This is a genomic window from Sulfurimonas indica (assembly GCF_009192995.1).
GTDB lineage: Bacteria > Campylobacterota > Campylobacteria > Campylobacterales > Sulfurimonadaceae > Sulfurimonas > Sulfurimonas indica.
This window is the reverse complement of record NZ_SDID01000010.1, coordinates 23604-40413: the sequence shown is the minus strand read 5'-3', so window position 1 is coordinate 40413 and position 16810 is coordinate 23604. Positions and strand designations below refer to the sequence as shown.

Below are 16810 nucleotides of genomic sequence, written 5' to 3'. Positions count from 1 at the left end.
GTGATTTTCAGTCACTTGCTCTACCGACTGAGCTAACAGGCCATCTTTAAAAGAGCGAAATTATACCCCGTTGGTACTGAAAGTAAGCTTATATTATTGTAGAGGAATAGACCACTTTTTATAATAGGCAAGGAGTCTGAGTGTGAGTGCAAGAACGAAAATAGTGCTGATAGCAATGAAAGAGATTGCATTTTGCAGATGTAAAAAATAGAGACTTATGGAGATAAAAATAGAAACAGTCCCATAAAAACCGGTTTTTAAAACAAAAGGTACTTCATTGATGATGACGTCTCTGGCAATTCCTCCTCCAACAGCAGTGATAAACCCCATGGCAATTACACCGGTCAAATTAAAATTTGCTTCTATGGCGATTAGTGCACCGGAGATACTAAAAGAGACCAGTCCTATGGAGTCACTTAAAATAAAAAGAGGTTTGTTCTCCAGTGAGTTACGTTTATGAAACTTAAAAACAATCAAAAGCAGCATAACAGAGATAACGATAACGGCAGGGTAGTTGTGTGAAAAGGTGAAAGGGATTTTGTCTACAGTAATGTCTCGCAGTATTCCACCGCCAAGTGCCGTTAAAAAAGTAGCAATGAGTACACCAAGCAGGTCAAGATGATTGCGTACAGCCACAAAAAAACCACTCATGGCAAAAGCGATGATACCGATGTATTCTGCTAGTTCAAACATTGCTGCAGACCTTCAAGAATTGTGCTTTTTTCAAGCTCTTTGATGCGTTCTTCAAGTTTCTCTACAGTCTCATTTGGGTGGATCTCTAGAGACTTCTGTAAAATAATTTTGCCTTCATCATAGTTCTCATTTACCTCATGAATAGTAACGCCACTTACTTTTTCTTTATTTTTTATCACTGCTTCATGAACGAAGCGTCCATACATTCCGTTTCCACCAAACTTTGGTAGCAGTGCAGGGTGGGAGTTGATAACCTTGAAGTTCCTTGTAATGAGAAGTGAGAGTTTCTTCATATAACCGGCAAGAAAGACACACGCTATATTTTCACGTTTTAAAAGTTCAAAGATTACGAGGTCCGGACTTTCAAAAAGTTTTGCATTGATAACGGTGTGCTTTATATTGTAGTTTTTTGCTTTTTTAAGTACTTTTGCATCTGAGTTATTTGAGATGACAAGCTTTAGATTGAACTGCAATTCTCCTTTTTCAATGGCAGTGTAGATAACATCTAAGGCGCTACCGTTGTGAGAGGCGAAAACTGCGAGATTCATTATCTTATTTTGAGTGTTATAAGTGCCAAGATATTTGATAGGATGGCAATAATCCAAAAACGGACAATGATTTTGTTCTCTGCCCAGTTTTTCATCTCAAAGTGATGGTGAATCGGTGCCATTAAAAAGACTCTTTTTTGTCTGAGCTTAAAACTTCCAACCTGTAAAATAACGGAGAGCGTTTCAATAACAAAGATAGAACCAATAAGAAAAAGTAGAATCTCACTTTTTGAGATGATGGCAAGATAGCCTAAAAATGCTCCGATTGTCAAAGAGCCACTATCACCCATAAAGACCTCTGCCGGATGGCAGTTATACCAGAGAAATCCTGTAAGTGCACCGATGAGTGCACTGGCCATAATGGCAACTTCACTCACTTGAAAGTGTGGCATTAAAAGGTAAGAAGAGATTTTTATATTTCCCGTGATGTAAATGATAATGCTAAATGTTGTCAGTGCAACAATGGAAGGTACCGTTGCAAGACCATCAAGTCCGTCTGTCAGGTTAACCGCATTTGATGTTGCAATGATGACCAAAACCCATAGTAAGATGGCAAAAACACCCATATCCATAACAGGGTTTTTTAGAAATGGAATGTAGAGATCTGTATTAAAGTCTGCAAAGAGACATAAAAAAGCTGCTACTGCAAAGGCTGAGAGAATTTGTAAAAAAAGTTTTGTTCTTGCTTTAAATCCTGCCAGGTTTTCACTTTTTTTTATCTTTGCAAAGTCATCATAAAAACCAATCAGTGAAAACAGAAACAGAGTAAGGATTCCTGCTTGTGCATAAGCATTGTCCCAGCGTATCGATAAGAGAGACGCAAATATAGTCGCACCTATGAAAACGATACCACCCATTGTAGGGGTCGAGTGCTTCTCTTGATGACGTTCGGGTGCCCAGTCATTGATAGGTTGTACACTGGAAGTTCTTTGTGCCCATTTTATAAAACGAGGGAGTAAAAAAAGTGTAAGACAGAGTGCGATAAAAAATGCAACACCGGCTCGGATAGTGATGTATCCCAAAATGTTAATATCTAAAAAATCATGTAACCAATATAGCAATATATTTCCTATTCATTTGTAAAATCAAAGTGACATTATAGTATAATCCGCAAACGAATTATTAATGAACAGGATAGTTGTATTGAGTAAAAAAGCGATATTGGTCATCACAGACGGGATAGGTTTTTGTGCTAACACAGAGCATAATGCCTTTTATAATGCAAACAAACCTACATATGATAAACTCTTTAGTCAGGTACCTCACTCTCTAATCGATACTTTTGGTTTGAGCGTTGGACTTCCAGAAGGACAGATGGGGAACTCTGAAGTAGGACATATGAGTATAGGAAGCGGACGTGTTTTGTATCAGGATTTGGTAAAGATATCTTTGGCACTCCAAGAGGGAACGTTAGAGTCCAATGAAGTACTCCAAGATCTTTTTGGTAGATCAGATAGAATTCATCTTATCGGACTTTTAAGTGACGGTGGTGTACATTCGCACATAGACCATTTTATGGGTTTAGCGGATATCGCGGCAAAAAACGACAAAAAAGTTTTTTTACATCTTATCACTGACGGTCGTGATGTCTCTCCTACATCTGCACAAAAGTATATAGAAAAAGTACAAGAGCACTTGAATGAAAATGTGACTATCGCAACAATAGCAGGACGTTTTTATGCAATGGACAGAGATAACCGCTGGGAGAGAATCAAACGCGGATATGATGCAATCGTAAATGCTGAGCCAAAGACTTCAATGAGTCCTGAAGCTTACATCGGTCACTCTTATGCACAGGGCGAGACAGATGAGTTTGTAGAACCAACTGCATTTGAAGATTATGAAGGCATGCAAGATGGAGATGCGGTACTTACGATCAACTTTAGAAGTGATCGTATGCGTGAGATGGTGACAGCTTTGGCAGGTGAGAATTTTGCAGAGTTTGAACATAAACCTATCAAAGTGCATCTTGCAACGATAACAGAGTATGATAAGAGCTTTAATTATCCTGTTTTATTTAAAAAAGAGCCACCAAAAAATACTCTTGCAGAGGTGATCTCTAATGCAGGACTTAGACAGCTTCATACTGCGGAGACGGAAAAGTATGCGCATGTGACATTCTTTTTAAATGGTGGTATTGATGAACCGTACGCCAATGAGACGCGTGTGCTTATTCCTTCACCGGATGTAAAAACTTACGATATGAAACCGGAAATGAGTGCGCACGAGGTAGGTGAAGCAGTGCTGAAGGCTATGGATGAAGGGTATGACTTTATCGTAGTGAACTTTGCAAATGGCGACATGGTAGGTCATACAGGAGATTTTGAAGCAGCGAAAAAAGCTGTTGAGGCAGTTGATGAGCAGTTGGGAAAAATCTGGAGCAAAGCAAAAGAGAATGAGTATTCTTTTGTTCTTACAAGTGATCATGGAAACTGTGAAGAGATGAAAGATGATGCAGGCAATGTTCTTACAAACCATACAGTTGGAAAAGTATGGTGTTTCGTTGATGCAGATGGTGTAGAGAAAGTTGATAACGGTGGGCTTAATAACATTGCACCGACAGTCTTAAAACTTATGAATTTAGAGATTCCAGCAGAGATGGATCACTCTTTAGTCTAATTTTAATAAAAAGGAAAATACAGAATATGAAATTCTCAGGTAAAAATGTTTTAGTAACAGGTTCAAGTCGTGGTATCGGTGCAGAGATTGCAAAGGTTTTAGCAGGTTATGGTCTGAAAGTTTGGATTAACTATCGTAGTGGTGCAGCAGAAGCAGATGCTGTAAAAGAGGCTATTGAAGCTGCAGGCGGTGAGGCAGCAGTTATCGGTTTTGATGTGAGTGATGAGGCAGCATTTATCGATGCGATTAAAACTATCATTGATTCTGACGGTGAGCTTAGCTATCTTGTAAACAATGCCGGCATCACAAACGATAAGCTTGCGCTTCGTATGAAGACAGAAGATTTCATGTCTGTAATTAACGCAAATCTGACATCAGTATTTATCGGTTGTCGTGAATTTTTTAAGGCTGCACGTAAAAAGAAATTTGGCTCAGTAGTTAATATCGCTTCGATTGTTGGTGAAACAGGAAATGGTGGTCAGACAAACTATGCGGCAAGTAAAGGTGGAGTGATTGCGATGAGTAAATCATTCGCGATTGAAGCAGCAACAAGTGGTATCAGATACAACACAGTTACTCCCGGATTTATTGCAACAGAGATGACAGAAGTGCTTAGTGATGAGGTAAAGAAAAGTTTTACGGACAAGATTCCAATGAATCGTTTTGGTAACCCAGCAGAGGTTGCTGAAGCAACGGCATTTCTACTTTCAGACAGTGCTTCTTACATCACAGGAGAGACTTTAAAAGTAAATGGTGGGATGAATATGGCGTAATTTTCTTGATTTATTTTGGCTTGTTTCCAAATTGATTAAGATATTTATGCTATAATTACGGGATTTTAAACTTAAAGACAGGAGCTATAATGGCACTTTTAGACGATATTAAAGAAGTAGTAGTTGAACAACTAAGCGTGAGCCCAGATGAGGTAAAAGAAGATTCAAAATTTGTAGAAGATTTAGGTGCAGATAGCCTTGATGTTGTAGAATTAGTAATGGCTCTTGAAGAAAAATTCGATATCGAAATTCCTGATGATGAAGCTGAAAAGATTCAAACAGTTCAAGACGTTGTTAACTATATAGAAAGCAAATAGTCGTAGTTTACTTACCCAAGGAGTTCTGCTTCTTGGAAGTAAATATTTTTAGTAGTTAATTTGGTTAATTAATTTTTAAAAGTATTTTATTTATGGAGAATATTTAAATGAGAAGAGTAGTAGTAACTGGCCTTGGTATGATAAATTCTGTAGGAAATGACAAAGAGAGTGCATTTAAAGCGATATGTGAAGGCGAGTGTGGAATTGACACTATTACTCTTTTTGACCCGGAAGCATTTAGTGTGAAGATTGCAGGTGAGGTGAAAGATTTTGACCCAGCAACTGTAATGCCGGCAAAAGAGGTGAAAAAAGCGGACAGATTTATTCACTTAGGTCTTAAAGCTGCTCAAGAAGCTATGGAAGATGCAGCACTTCCAGAAGATACAGATATGGAGAGATTTGGTATCTCTGCAGGGAGTGGTATTGGTGGGCTTCCATCAATCGAGAAAAACTCTATCATTTTAGATTCTCGCGGACCAAGAAGAATTTCTCCGTTCTTTATCCCTGGTGCACTTGTGAATATGCTTGGAGGATTTGTTTCTATTGAGCATGGAACAAAAGGACCGAACTTATCGTCTGTTACTGCTTGTGCTGCAGGAACGCATGCTGTAAGTGAAGCATGTAAAACAATTATGTGTGGTGGTGCTGACAAGATGCTTGTTGTTTCTGCTGAGTCTGCAGTTACTGGTGTTGGTGTTGGTGGATTTGCTGCTATGAAAGCACTCTCTACTAGAAATGATGACCCAAAACATGCATCTCGTCCATTTGATGCAGGTCGTGACGGTTTTGTTATGGGTGAGGGTGCAGCAGCACTTGTTCTTGAAGCATATGATGATGCAGTGGCACGTGGTGCTAAGATCTATGGTGAGATTATCGGTTTTGGTGAAAGTGGTGATGCAAATCACATTACTACTCCAAGTCTTGATGGTCCTGCACGTGCTATGAAAGCAGCATACAAAATGGCTGGTGAACCAAAGATTGACTATGTAAATGCACACGGTACTTCAACACCTATCAATGATAAGAACGAAACATTGGCAGTAAAAGAGCTACTTGGTGGCAAAGAGAACTGCCCTCCAATGAGTTCTATCAAAGGACAGATTGGTCACTGTCTTGGTGCTGCAGGTGGTATTGAGGCTGTTACATGTCTGATGGCTATGAGAGACGGTCTCATCCCTCCAACGATCAACTATGAGACTCCTGATGAAAACTGTGATCTTGACTATGTTACAGAAGGTGCAAGAAAAGCTGACTTAAATGTAGTTATGTCTAACTCATTTGGTTTTGGTGGAACTAACGGCGTTCTTATTTTCAAAAAAATCTAAGAAGGATTTGATTTGGCTACATACTTAGACTTTGAATATAAGATTAAATTTATTCAAGAAGATATCATCTCTGCACAGGTACGTCATGATTATGCGGCTGTTGAAGAGTTAAAAAAGAAACTAGATAAAGAGGTTGAAAAGATTTACAAAAATCTTTCTGACTTTCAAAAACTACAGCTTGCACGTCACCTTGACCGTCCTTATGCACTTGATTATATTAATCTTATAATGAGAGATAAGTATGAGATCCATGGAGACAGACACTTCCGTGATGATGCTGCGATTATCTGCTATATGGGTTACATCGGTGATGAAAAAGTCGTGGTAATCGGTGAGCAAAAAGGGCGTGGAACAAAAAATAAGTTAAAACGTAACTTTGGTATGCCGCACCCTGAAGGATACCGTAAAGCACTTCGTGCAGCAAAACTTGCCGAGAAGTTTAATCTTCCACTTTTGATGCTGATTGACACTCCGGGTGCATATCCAGGAATCGGTGCAGAAGAGAGAAACCAATCAGAAGCAATTGCAAGAAACCTTTTAGAGTTAGCTGAGCTCAAAACTCCTACTATCTCAATAGTAATCGGTGAAGGTGGTTCTGGTGGTGCACTTGCTATCGGTGTTGCTGACAGATTTGCAATGATGCGTTATTCAGTATTTTCTGTTATTTCACCTGAGGGTTGTGCGGCAATCTTATGGAATGACCCGAAAAAAGTCGAAACTGCTACAAATGCACTCAAAATTACATCACAAGACTTGAAAGATTTGAATCTTATCGATGATATTATCAATGAGCCGTTAATCGGTGCACATCGTGAGAAAGAAGCGGCCGCTTCTGCCATCGCTGATTATTTCCTAGAAGAAGTAGGAAAATTAAAAGCTATGAGCGAAGAAGAGAGAATGGCAGCACGTTATGCCAAACTTACAGCACCAGGTGCTTTTGCTGAACTAGAAACACTTCCAGAAACGTAGTTTAGGCTTCTTTTTCCTCTAAAAGAGGATCAAACTTAGGACGCTTCAGTCTTTTGGCCTCTTTTGAAAATCGAATTAAATCTTCTACTGTTTTTACATTTTCATCTAAATTTTGCAGTGACAGTAAAAAGAGTCCGTATGTTGTTAAAACATCGCTCATAGCACGATGGTGCTGTGCGTTTGGATTGAGTTTGAGTGCATCATTTAAATAAGAGAGCGCATATCTGTAGGAGACTATTGTTCTCTCGGCAAATGCAAGCGAGCAAAGACTTCTGTTTAGTAGTGGTTCGAGTCCGATTTTTTCCATACTTTTTGAGATGAACATATAATCAAATTTTACATCATGCGCGACAAAGATAGCATTGCCCAAAAAGAGTCTAAATGCTTTAAGTACCTCTTTTAACTGGGGAGCATCTTTTGTATCTTCGGCTTTTATTCCTGTTATCTCTGTTATGTGAGGGTTTATCTCTTTCGTATATACGAGAGATTCAAATCTGTCAATTATCTTACCATCTCTTACTTTGACAGCGGCAAGTTCTATAATCTGGTGTTTTTCTATTTTTGAGCCATTTGTTTCAATATCGACGATGCAAAACTCTGCCTCTTCAATAGGAATGAATGCCGTATCAAAGTAATAATATCCTTGATGCTTAACAACATTAAGACCTTGAGCACGCCAAAGCTCAAGTGAGAGTTCTAGTTCATGTTCTAGTTGGTCTTTGAGTATTTTAAGAGAGAGTCCACGTGAGGAGAGCCGGGAGATACTTTTTGCATCAAGAGTGATGTTATGACTTAGCATGAACGATAAAATCCTTTACTTTTTGTGCATTTTTTTTCCCGTGAGACAGTTCTACACCACTACTGACATCAACACCGTAAAAGCCAAATTTTTTCACCGATGCCACATTATCAGGTGAGAGTCCACCTGCAAGAATGATCTTTGAGCAGTCTATACCTTCAAACCATTCTGTATTGATACGTTTTCCTGCACCGCCATAAGCTTCACAGTAAGCATCAACTAGTCTGTATTCATCACTATAGAGCAAAATATCTTCTTTTGATTTTGCACGGACAACTTTTATATGCGGTGTTTGCAAAGATGCATAGAGATTATTATCTGCTTCAAAATGAATCTGTGCGAGTGTAGCACCTGCAGTTTTGCAGATAGTATCAATCGTTGGTGCATCAAGATTGACGAAGAGTGCTACTTTCTCTACAAAAGGAGGTAGTTGCTTGATGATCTCTGCTGCATTTTCTGGGGAGATATAACGGGGGGATTTTTCATAAAAAACAAAACCAAGTGCATCTGCACCAGCCTCTATGGCTGTCATTGCATCTTCATAATTTGTAATACCACAGATTTTTGTACGCATTAGATTTGCAGACTCTTTATAGCTTGGGCACGGTCTTGATGTTTAAATACATAGCTTCCCGCTACAACAACATCGACACCGGCATCTTTTAAAGATTGAATGTTTTTATCACTTACCCCACCATCGACTTCTATAAGACAGTTTGGATTGAGTCTTTTTCGCATAGCATCAAGTTTCTTTGCCTTTGGTATGACAGAATCGATAAAGCTTTGTCCGCCAAAACCCGGGTTTACACTCATCAGCAGAACCATATCCAAGTCAGCTAAGATATACTCCAACTCTTCAGGAATTGAGTTTGGATTTAAAACGATAGCAGGCTTGATTCCGTAAGAGCGGATTTTTTGGATAAGTCTGTGCGGATGTTTCTCTTCTTCTATATGAAAAGAGATATATTCAGGTTTAAGTGGAGCAAAAAGTTCAACAAAAAATGTATTGTTCTCAACCATCAGGTGAATGTCAAGAGGTTTTGTGGCAGCTTTTGCAACAGCAGAGACTACGACAGGACCGATTGTCAGGTTTGGTACAAAATGTCCATCCATGACATCGACATGAACCAGGTCACAGCCTCCCTCACAAATCTCTTTGACATCACGTGCAAGATTCCCAAAATCAGCAGATAAAATACTAGGAGCTACTTGAATCATTTTTATCCTTCAAAATTATTAAGGAATTATATACTGAACTTACTTTTATCTAGTTAAGAAGAATAAAAAGTTATCATTGTTAAAATTGAGATCAACCTGGACACCTTTTTTATCCTGTGCAATCTCTAAAAGACTCTCAACATTAGGGTAGGTACGAGGAAGGGTAATATCTACACTGATACTTTCATCGTTAAGAAGTGTTTTTACTTTTCCTCCAACAATGTTTACAAGCTCAGCTAAAGTGTCTAAAATGAGCTCTTTATCATCTGTATCCTCACCGATGAGCAACTCACATGCTTTTTTCGCGATACCATCTGGAAACACAAGAATGACCATACCGTCAATATCTCCATAAAAACCAATGGAGCTTGCAATTTTGTTCTCTCTGTCGGTAATCTCAAGCTTATCGATTTTGACAGCCTCTTTGAGTGCTTTAGAGTTTGTCATCATCTCAATGGTTGCAACAGTAGCATCGATAAAGTTTGGAATCTCTGTTACTATTTCTTTATTTAAGGCCCGTTTGCTTTTAATGGCAGTAGCAGAGCTTGCGCCTAACTCTTCTAGCAGCTCTTTATCGCCCAAAATATCATCCATCTGTTCAAAAAACATAATTCCCGAATCTTCGAGAGTCTCTTTAAAAGAGAGGGGAGTTTTCTCAAAAGTCATACCTACAAAACAGATGGTTGCATTATACTCAGCTGCCGCAGAAGCGAGTTTGGAGAAAAAATTGAGTGCATGGACATTCATACTGACAACTTTATAGGCATCGAAGATAAAAAGGCGAAAACCGACATTGAGCGAATTATTATGATAGGCAATATTAAAAGTATTGCCTATTTCCGCATCTAAAAAAGAAGATACGGTATAGATGATTGCATTGCCGGTAACCCGGGTAGCGACTTTTTGTCCCATCTGTCCTAAAAAGGTATCATCTATGATGACATCATAGGCATTCTCTGCTTTTGCCTTTTCATCAAACTCTTTTTTTGTCTGAGCGACTATTGGGTTGTGACCGTTGTCATGCAACTCTATTGCCATGGCAGCACGTTGGGATTTGTCATCGCTGTAGAGCAAAACATTTTTACTTTGATTTTTAAAACTTGAGGCAAAGAGCGTAGCAATCTCTTGTGTCTTAAAGAGTGAAAACATCAGTTCATCTTTGTAAAACTTCATAATAGTCTGGTATTTCTTTGTATCATAATCACAGAATCCGACGATTATATGGTTTGCAGAACGTACTTTTTGAAAAAGTTTTACAAAGGCATCAAGTCCGTTTCGGTTAAAGAAGATGACGTTTTTGAGTGAGACTAAAATCATATCAGCATTAAGTTTGAGTGTCGCTTCGATATCTTCTATACTCAGTAGTGAAGCACTTGCGTTGCCATCTAAAAAACCTTGGGGATGAAAAGTACCAACACCATCTTTTACAGTTGCTCTCATGTTATCTCCATTAGTGTTGCGAATTCATCATAGATATCTGAAACATATTCTATTTGAAAATCGATAAAATCATTCAGTCCTGCATCAATAAACTGAGGCTTTGAAAGCGTAAAAAAGAGAAGGAGATGCATCCATTTACCGAGTAGATCTATTTTCTCATCATCTGATGGCTTAATCCCACTTGCAGCTTGAATGATATTTGCAATCTTTTCATCCATTTCCCATTTTTGTGCAATGCGTTCACAGATATCGAACAAATCCATACCGCAGAGTCTTTTTAGAATTGTATTGAGGTCGATATTGTTCACTGAGCGCAGTAGCTCTACATCATCAATCTTCTCGCAAAAGAGTGCTTCAGAGACAATAATACTCGCAGGAAGCAAGGCGATGGCACTCTCAATCTCTTTATCTTCAATATGAAGATGTTTTAATATTTTTTGCCATTGGATTGAGAGTTCGGCTTGGAGATCACTAAAAGAGTTTCTATTGAGTTTAAAAAGCTTCCATTTCGCAGGTGAAAGCAGTGTGAGCATATAGTTGTAAACTGCTTGCTGTGATTGTGATACTCCAAGTATTCCAAAGATCTGAGAGACATCACTGACTTCATTTCTAAATCCGTAGATGGGTTTGTTAACGAGCTCTTTAAGATAGTGGCTGAGTGCTTTATCTTCTTTCGCAGCTTCTGCAGCCTTTGTTAAATCTCCTGCATTTAAGGCAAGGATTGTTTTGCGCAGAGCCTGTGGAGAGGGAGGAATCTTCTCTATAAATGCATCAATTTTTTCTTTGGTAATCAAAATGGTTTACTCTTCTTTGTGAAATATTGTATATTTTAGCTACAATTAGATAAAAGAATTCTAAAAGAGTTGCTTCTCATCAAAATAGTTTTGGCTTAAGTTGAAGTTTTGCTTTGATTTGGTACAATTCGCAACTTTAAAATATCATTCAAGGATACTCAAATGGCAAGAAGATGTGCTATTAGCGGCAAAGGCCCTATGAGTGGGAACAATGTTTCTCATGCAAAAAACAGAACAAAGCGTCGTTTTTTATTAAACCTAAGAACAGTGCGTATCACATTAGAAGATGGTACAACGAAAAAAATTAAGATTTCTGCAAGAGAATTACGCACACTTAAGAAAAATTCGTAAACTTTAGGAATTTGTTTTGAATCTTTTAGAAAGGATTCGTAAATTCCTAAATTGGGAGATTGCTCCCAAACCAGATAAAAAACTTCTTCCAGAAGTTTACCCCCATCTTAAAGCTTTCCGCTTACCCCTGATACTTACTGTATTTGTTATGCTTGTTGGAACTATAGGTTATGTACTTATAGATGATTTTCCAATAATTGATGCAATATACCAAACTGCTATTACCTTTACTACTGTTGGATTTGGAGAGATTGCTCCTATTTCAGAAGAGGGTAGAATTTTTACGATTAATTTAATCATTGCCGGATTTGCAGTTTTTTCAAGTGCTATAGGTATTTTAGTTGCAGAGATAAATAAAGGGCATATTGTTACCATACTTAAGGAGCGAAGAATGTTATATAAAATCGCAAGGCTCAAAAAACACTTTGTTGTCTGTTACCATAATGACTATACGATTGAGGTAACAAAACAACTTCGTAAGAATCATATACCTTTTGTGGTCATTGACCCAAGAGAAGAGATACATGAGTGGGCAGCTAAATACAAATACCCGCAATATTTGCAAGCAGAACCTCACGCAGAGCTTGCAATGTTAAAAGCACATCTCTCTTCTGCAAAAGGTCTGATAACACTTTCAGATTCAATCGCTGATAATATTGCCCTGATTGCTTCTGTAAGGCTTTTTGAAAAAGAGCATTTTCTTCCGCGTCCTTATTATGTCATCTCTGCCGCAGAGAGTATGAGTGATGTTGAAAAGCTCAAAAAATTAGGAGCTGACACAGTTGTGAGCCCAACAAAACTGACAGCACAGCGTGTGAGTGCTATGGCAGCACGACCAGATATGGAAAATCTGCTTGAAGAGTTTTTATACAAAAGTGATAACCCACTTGATATGCAGGAGATTGAAGTACCGCGTTATTCATGGGCAGTGCTGAAAAAACTCAAAGAGACACATATCCGTGAGATTGCAAATACCTCTGTTGTAGGTATAAGAAAAAAAGATGGGAAATTTTTAAGTATGCCAAAGGGTGATACCCTAGTTACAAGTGAATCAAAACTCCTTGTTATCGGTACGCAAGATGGTATAAAAATAACAAAAGACCTTTTAAGAAAAAGGGTAAAACCGAAGGAGTTGAAATTTGTATAAGTTAGTAGAATTAAAAAGCGGTGTTTGTGCCGCTGAAGGTTTTTTTGCTGATGGTATAAGTGCCGGACTCAAACCTAATGGTGCAAAAGATATGGCATTTGTCTATTCTGAAACTCTGTGTGAAATTGCATCAGTTTTTACGACAAACAAAATGGCGGCAGCTCCGATTAAACATTTTAAAGCAAAAGGGGAGTTTCAGACAAACTTTGTACTGATTAACTCTAAAAATGCCAATGCGATGACAGGTGAAGCAGGGGTGAGTGATATTGATGATATCCTTGCAACACTGCCATCTTGCGTGAACAATCCTATAATGAGTTCAACGGGAGTTATCGGTGTACGTCTGCCAAAAGAAAAGATCATCAATGGGGCTAAACTTTTTGATCTCAGTAAATGTGAGCCTCACGCAGCGGCACAGGCAATAATGACAACGGACAGCTTCTCAAAAGAAAAAGCCTACAGGGTGGAACTTGAAGATGGAAGCAGTTTTCACATAGGTGCTATGGCAAAAGGTGCGGGGATGATCAACCCTGCTATGGCTACTATGCTCTGCTTTATTACTACAGATGCAAAGGTCTCAAGTACGGAGATGCAGGCAATTTTAGACAAAGTTACAGTGACTACATTTAATGCAGCAAGTGTTGACGGTGATACCTCTACAAATGATACGGTAATGCTTCTGAGTAACGGTAAGTCTGATACATATCATGCCAAAGCTTTTGAAGAGGCACTACACAATATCATGAAATTCTTAGCACGTGAGATGGTGCGTGATGGTGAGGGTGCTACTAAACTTGTAACTTACAATGTGACAGGGGCAAAAGATGATCAAGAAGCAGAGATTGTTGCAAAAGCACTCTCTAACTCTCTGCTTGTAAAGACAGCTCTTTACGGCGAAGACCCTAACTGGGGGCGTATCGCTTCAACAGTAGGAGCTAGTGGGGCAGAAGCTTGTGAAGAGAGTTTAAGCATCTCATTTGATGATGTATGTGTCTATAAAAAAGGTGAGCTCTTTTTTGATGCAGCTATGGAAGCAAAGGCAGCTGCAGTTATGAAAAAAGATGCTTTTACGATTTCTTGTGATTTAGGTATCGCAGATGGTAGTTTTGAAGCCTATGGATGTGATTTAGGTTATAAATATGTGGAGATCAATGCAGATTACAGAACATAGATTTTTATAATCTATGCTTCATAATCCTTTTTAAATTCCACATATCTTTTAGCAGAAGCATAAAGCTCTGCTACCTCTTCATCATTTAACTCTCGTACTACTTTAGCAGGACTACCGACTATTAAACTTCGTGGTGGAAACACTTTGTTTTTCGTTACAAGTGCACCTGCACCTACAATGCTCTCTTTGCCGATAACTGCACCATCTAAAATCGTTGCGCTCATACCAATCAAACAGGCATCTTCTATCGTGCATCCATGCAACATTACTCGATGACCAACAGTTACATCATTACCTATGATAGTAGGATTTCCGGTCGATTTGTCACCGTTTTTATAGTGTGTGACATGAATCATTGAGAGGTCTTGAATATTTGTTCTATCTCCAATGCTTATATAGTGAACATCTCCACGCACAACACAGCTAAACCAGATGGAACAATCTTTACCTACGGTTACTTCTCCGATAACATCAGCAGATGGTGCTATCCATGTTCCTTCTTTTACACGTGGAGTTATATCTTTAAATTTATGAAGCATACGTCCTCCTAGCTTTCTATAAAGAGACGATTTACGAGTTGCTGAACATAGGTTGAAGTCTCTTTTTTCGTTGCTTTTGCGATTTTGTTAACATAATCTTCTAACAGTTTATGGTTGTTAATTGCTTTGTCTCCATCAGCTTTGAGTTTTGTATATGTCCCGTCATTTTTGAGCTCATGTGCAAGTACATTGTCTGAGCATTGAAGTTTAAGGATTTGAATGATTTTTCGTTGTGCTGACTCATCTTTAACAGCTGTTAAAAGTTCTATTCTTCGCACTAAGTTTCTTGGCATCCAATCTGCACTTGAGATGTATACCTGTGCGGCATCATTTTTAAAATAAAATGCACGGGCATGTTCAAGATATTTTCCTAGAATGGAGATAACTCTGACGTTCTCACTCACGCCTTCGATACCCGGTTTCAAACAACAGATACCTCGAACAATAAGTTCTACTTTTACACCTGCCTGACTTGCCTTATAGAGTGCACGGATAACATCTTCATCAACCAAAGAGTTCACTTTTGCAATGATATGCCCATTACTACCCTGACGTGTTTCATTATGAATGAGTGAAAGGAGTTTTGGTTTTATCTGTGAGGGTGCCATATAGAGCTCGTTGAGCTTTCCTTTTTTACTAAAGCCTGTTAAAAAGTGGAAAAAACGGGTTAGGTCGTTTGTGACAACATCTTTACTTGTCATATAACTCATATCTGTGTATATTTTTGCCGTACTAGGGTTATAGTTTCCTGTGCCTAAGTGCGCGTACTGTTTGAGTTTACCATTTTTTCTACGCGTGACCAGAGCTGCTTTTGCATGGACCTTAAAGCCTTTGATACCGTAAATAACATGTGCACCTGATTTCTCCAGCGCTTTTGCCCAGATAAGGTTGTTCTCTTCATCAAAACGGGCTTTTAGTTCAACCATAACAGTTACCTGTTTACCACTCTCACTTGCATCCATGAGGGCTTTAACGATTGGAGAGTTTGTCCCGGAACGATAGAGTGTCATCTTGATAGATACGACATCGGGGTCTTTTGCTGCTGTTTGAATGAGTTTGACAACCGGTTCAAAGCTCTCATACGGGTGGTACATTAAGATATCTTGCTTCTCTAAAGTTGCAAAGATATCTTCACTCGTATCAAATGGTGGTAGAAGTTTTGGCTTGAATGGTGGCAGTAGAAGATGTGCAAAATCTCGGTTGGAGACTATCTGCCACAGCGATGCAAGATTTAAGAATGTATGGAAAGTATAGATATCATCCTTATAGACATTGGTATGTTTGTTGATAAAATTGATAATCTCCGCATCGGCGTTGGAACCCACTTCTAGACGGACCATCTCTCCTTTACGGCGAAGTTTGAGTCCCTCTTCAAGTATCTCCATAAAGTCGTCGGCTTCTTCCTCTTCGATGGCAATGTCCGCATTTCTTGTTACGCGAAATGGTGCATACTTAATAAGACTGTAGCCTGGAAAGAGTTCATCGACATGCTTCTCTACAACACTCTCAATAGGAACATAAACACCGCCTTCAAGTTCTACAAAACGATTCAGTACACGTGGAACACGGATAATACCAAAACGCTCAATATTTTCATTGTCATTGTCACGCAGTTTTACTATAAGCCCAAAACTAAGATTGTTCAGGTGTGGGAAAGGGTGTGTCGCATCTACGGCAATAGGGATAATAACAGGATAAATATTTTCATTGAAGTACTGATTTACTTTATGCTTTTCTTGATTATTGAGTTCTTCATATATCTTTACACTGATACCTTCAGGTTCAAGCTTTTTGAGAATCTCACTACGGCAATGCTCTACTACCTGTTGCTCTTGATGTAAATAAGAGCGAATCTCACGCAACTGTTGCAGTGGCGTGAGTTTGTCTGGTCCTGAGACAATGATACCTGCGGCAAAAAGCTTTTTAAGCCCTGCAACACGGATCATATAGAATTCATCAAGATTTGTTCCATAAATTGCAAGGAATTTAAGGCGTTCTAGCAGAGGAAGTGAGTCATCTTGCGCTTGTTTTAAAACTCTTGTATTGAACTGTAGCCAAGATATTTCACGGTTATTATAAAGATTTGGATTTTTTAAATTTAACATAT

Annotated in this window: 18 protein-coding genes; 8 read left to right on the top strand and 10 right to left on the bottom strand. The window is 38.7% G+C overall.

The genetic code is table 11. From position 1 onward, the window contains the following. Nucleotides 1–93: 93 nt before the first annotated feature. From ES948_RS06625 to mraY, 3 genes are read right to left on the bottom strand one after another with little or no spacing between them, the layout of a single operon-like run. Nucleotides 94–693, bottom strand: a complete 600-nt coding sequence (locus ES948_RS06625) for a trimeric intracellular cation channel family protein (protein WP_152184164.1) — start codon at nucleotides 691–693, stop codon at nucleotides 94–96. Continuing rightward, nucleotides 681–1241, bottom strand: a complete 561-nt coding sequence (gene purN, locus ES948_RS06620) for a phosphoribosylglycinamide formyltransferase (RefSeq protein ID WP_343029873.1) — start codon at nucleotides 1239–1241, stop codon at nucleotides 681–683. Before purN ends, ES948_RS06625 begins: the two co-directional genes overlap by 13 nt. Then, the gene (mraY, locus tag ES948_RS06615) at nucleotides 1241–2302 is read right to left on the bottom strand and encodes a phospho-N-acetylmuramoyl-pentapeptide-transferase (protein ID WP_152184163.1); all 1062 of its coding nucleotides are present in this window, start codon (nucleotides 2300–2302) and stop codon (nucleotides 1241–1243) included. Before mraY ends, purN begins: the two co-directional genes overlap by 1 nt. A gap of 82 nt (nucleotides 2303–2384) precedes the next feature. Here mraY and gpmI point away from each other — a divergent pair, with 82 nt between their 5' ends. The 5 genes from gpmI to accA all read left to right on the top strand — a co-directional run bounded on the left by gpmI (nucleotide 2385) and on the right by accA (nucleotide 7244). Further along, nucleotides 2385–3860, top strand: a complete 1476-nt coding sequence (gene gpmI / locus ES948_RS06610; RefSeq protein ID WP_152184162.1) for a 2,3-bisphosphoglycerate-independent phosphoglycerate mutase — start codon at nucleotides 2385–2387, stop codon at nucleotides 3858–3860. A gap of 26 nt (nucleotides 3861–3886) precedes the next feature. Further along, a complete protein-coding gene (fabG, locus tag ES948_RS06605; protein ID WP_152184161.1) occupies nucleotides 3887–4633 on the top strand; it encodes a 3-oxoacyl-ACP reductase FabG in 747 nt (248 codons plus the stop codon). Between the two features lie 89 nt (nucleotides 4634–4722). Then, entirely contained in the window at nucleotides 4723–4950 is a 228-nt protein-coding gene (gene acpP / locus ES948_RS06600) for an acyl carrier protein (protein ID WP_152184160.1), read from the top strand. Nucleotides 4951–5057: 107 nt separating this feature from the next. Further along, nucleotides 5058–6275 carry a beta-ketoacyl-ACP synthase II gene (locus ES948_RS06595; RefSeq protein WP_152184159.1) on the top strand — a complete coding sequence of 406 codons (1218 nt, stop codon included), beginning with the start codon at nucleotides 5058–5060 and terminating at the stop codon, nucleotides 6273–6275. A gap of 12 nt (nucleotides 6276–6287) precedes the next feature. Further along, nucleotides 6288–7244 carry an acetyl-CoA carboxylase carboxyl transferase subunit alpha gene (gene accA, locus ES948_RS06590; RefSeq protein WP_152184158.1) on the top strand — a complete coding sequence of 319 codons (957 nt, stop codon included), beginning with the start codon at nucleotides 6288–6290 and terminating at the stop codon, nucleotides 7242–7244. Between the two features lies 1 nt (nucleotide 7245). Here accA and ES948_RS06585 read toward each other — a convergent pair whose 3' ends face one another. From ES948_RS06585 to ES948_RS06565, 5 genes are read right to left on the bottom strand one after another with little or no spacing between them, the layout of a single operon-like run. Then, on the bottom strand, nucleotides 7246–8043 hold the full coding sequence (locus tag ES948_RS06585) for a 3'-5' exonuclease (RefSeq protein WP_152184157.1): 798 nt from the start codon (nucleotides 8041–8043) through the stop codon (nucleotides 7246–7248). Continuing rightward, nucleotides 8030–8617, bottom strand: coding sequence for a phosphoribosylanthranilate isomerase (locus ES948_RS06580; RefSeq protein WP_152184156.1), 588 nt, complete (start codon nucleotides 8615–8617; stop codon nucleotides 8030–8032). The genes ES948_RS06585 and ES948_RS06580 overlap by 14 nt, the downstream gene beginning before the upstream one ends. Further along, nucleotides 8617–9258 carry a ribulose-phosphate 3-epimerase gene (rpe, locus tag ES948_RS06575; protein WP_152184167.1) on the bottom strand — a complete coding sequence of 214 codons (642 nt, stop codon included), beginning with the start codon at nucleotides 9256–9258 and terminating at the stop codon, nucleotides 8617–8619. The genes ES948_RS06580 and rpe overlap by 1 nt, the downstream gene beginning before the upstream one ends. 48 nt (nucleotides 9259–9306) lie before the next feature. Continuing rightward, entirely contained in the window at nucleotides 9307–10701 is a 1395-nt protein-coding gene (locus ES948_RS06570) for a chemotaxis protein CheX (protein WP_152184155.1), read from the bottom strand. Continuing rightward, nucleotides 10698–11495: an HDOD domain-containing protein gene (locus tag ES948_RS06565; protein WP_152184154.1), complete on the bottom strand. Its 798-nt coding sequence runs from the start codon at nucleotides 11493–11495 to the stop codon at nucleotides 10698–10700. Before ES948_RS06565 ends, ES948_RS06570 begins: the two co-directional genes overlap by 4 nt. Nucleotides 11496–11657: 162 nt before the next feature. Between ES948_RS06565 and rpmB the strand changes: the two genes are divergently transcribed. Genes rpmB through argJ form a run of 3 tightly spaced genes read left to right on the top strand, consistent with a single transcriptional unit; the run spans nucleotide 11658 to nucleotide 14164 of the window. After that, a complete protein-coding gene (rpmB, locus tag ES948_RS06560; RefSeq protein WP_013326380.1) occupies nucleotides 11658–11846 on the top strand; it encodes a 50S ribosomal protein L28 in 189 nt (62 codons plus the stop codon). 16 nt (nucleotides 11847–11862) lie between these two features. Continuing rightward, a complete protein-coding gene (locus ES948_RS06555; protein ID WP_188109473.1) occupies nucleotides 11863–12993 on the top strand; it encodes a potassium channel family protein in 1131 nt (376 codons plus the stop codon). Further along, a complete protein-coding gene (gene argJ / locus ES948_RS06550) occupies nucleotides 12986–14164 on the top strand; it encodes a bifunctional glutamate N-acetyltransferase/amino-acid acetyltransferase ArgJ (RefSeq protein ID WP_152184153.1) in 1179 nt (392 codons plus the stop codon). The genes ES948_RS06555 and argJ overlap by 8 nt, the downstream gene beginning before the upstream one ends. An 11-nt stretch (nucleotides 14165–14175) precedes the next feature. On the opposite strand, the gene ES948_RS06545 is transcribed toward argJ, so the two are convergent. After that, nucleotides 14176–14703 carry a gamma carbonic anhydrase family protein gene (locus tag ES948_RS06545; RefSeq protein ID WP_152184152.1) on the bottom strand — a complete coding sequence of 176 codons (528 nt, stop codon included), beginning with the start codon at nucleotides 14701–14703 and terminating at the stop codon, nucleotides 14176–14178. A gap of 8 nt (nucleotides 14704–14711) precedes the next feature. Continuing rightward, nucleotides 14712–16808, bottom strand: coding sequence for an RNA degradosome polyphosphate kinase (locus tag ES948_RS06540; RefSeq protein WP_152184151.1), 2097 nt, complete (start codon nucleotides 16806–16808; stop codon nucleotides 14712–14714). Nucleotides 16809–16810: the final 2 nt, after the last annotated feature.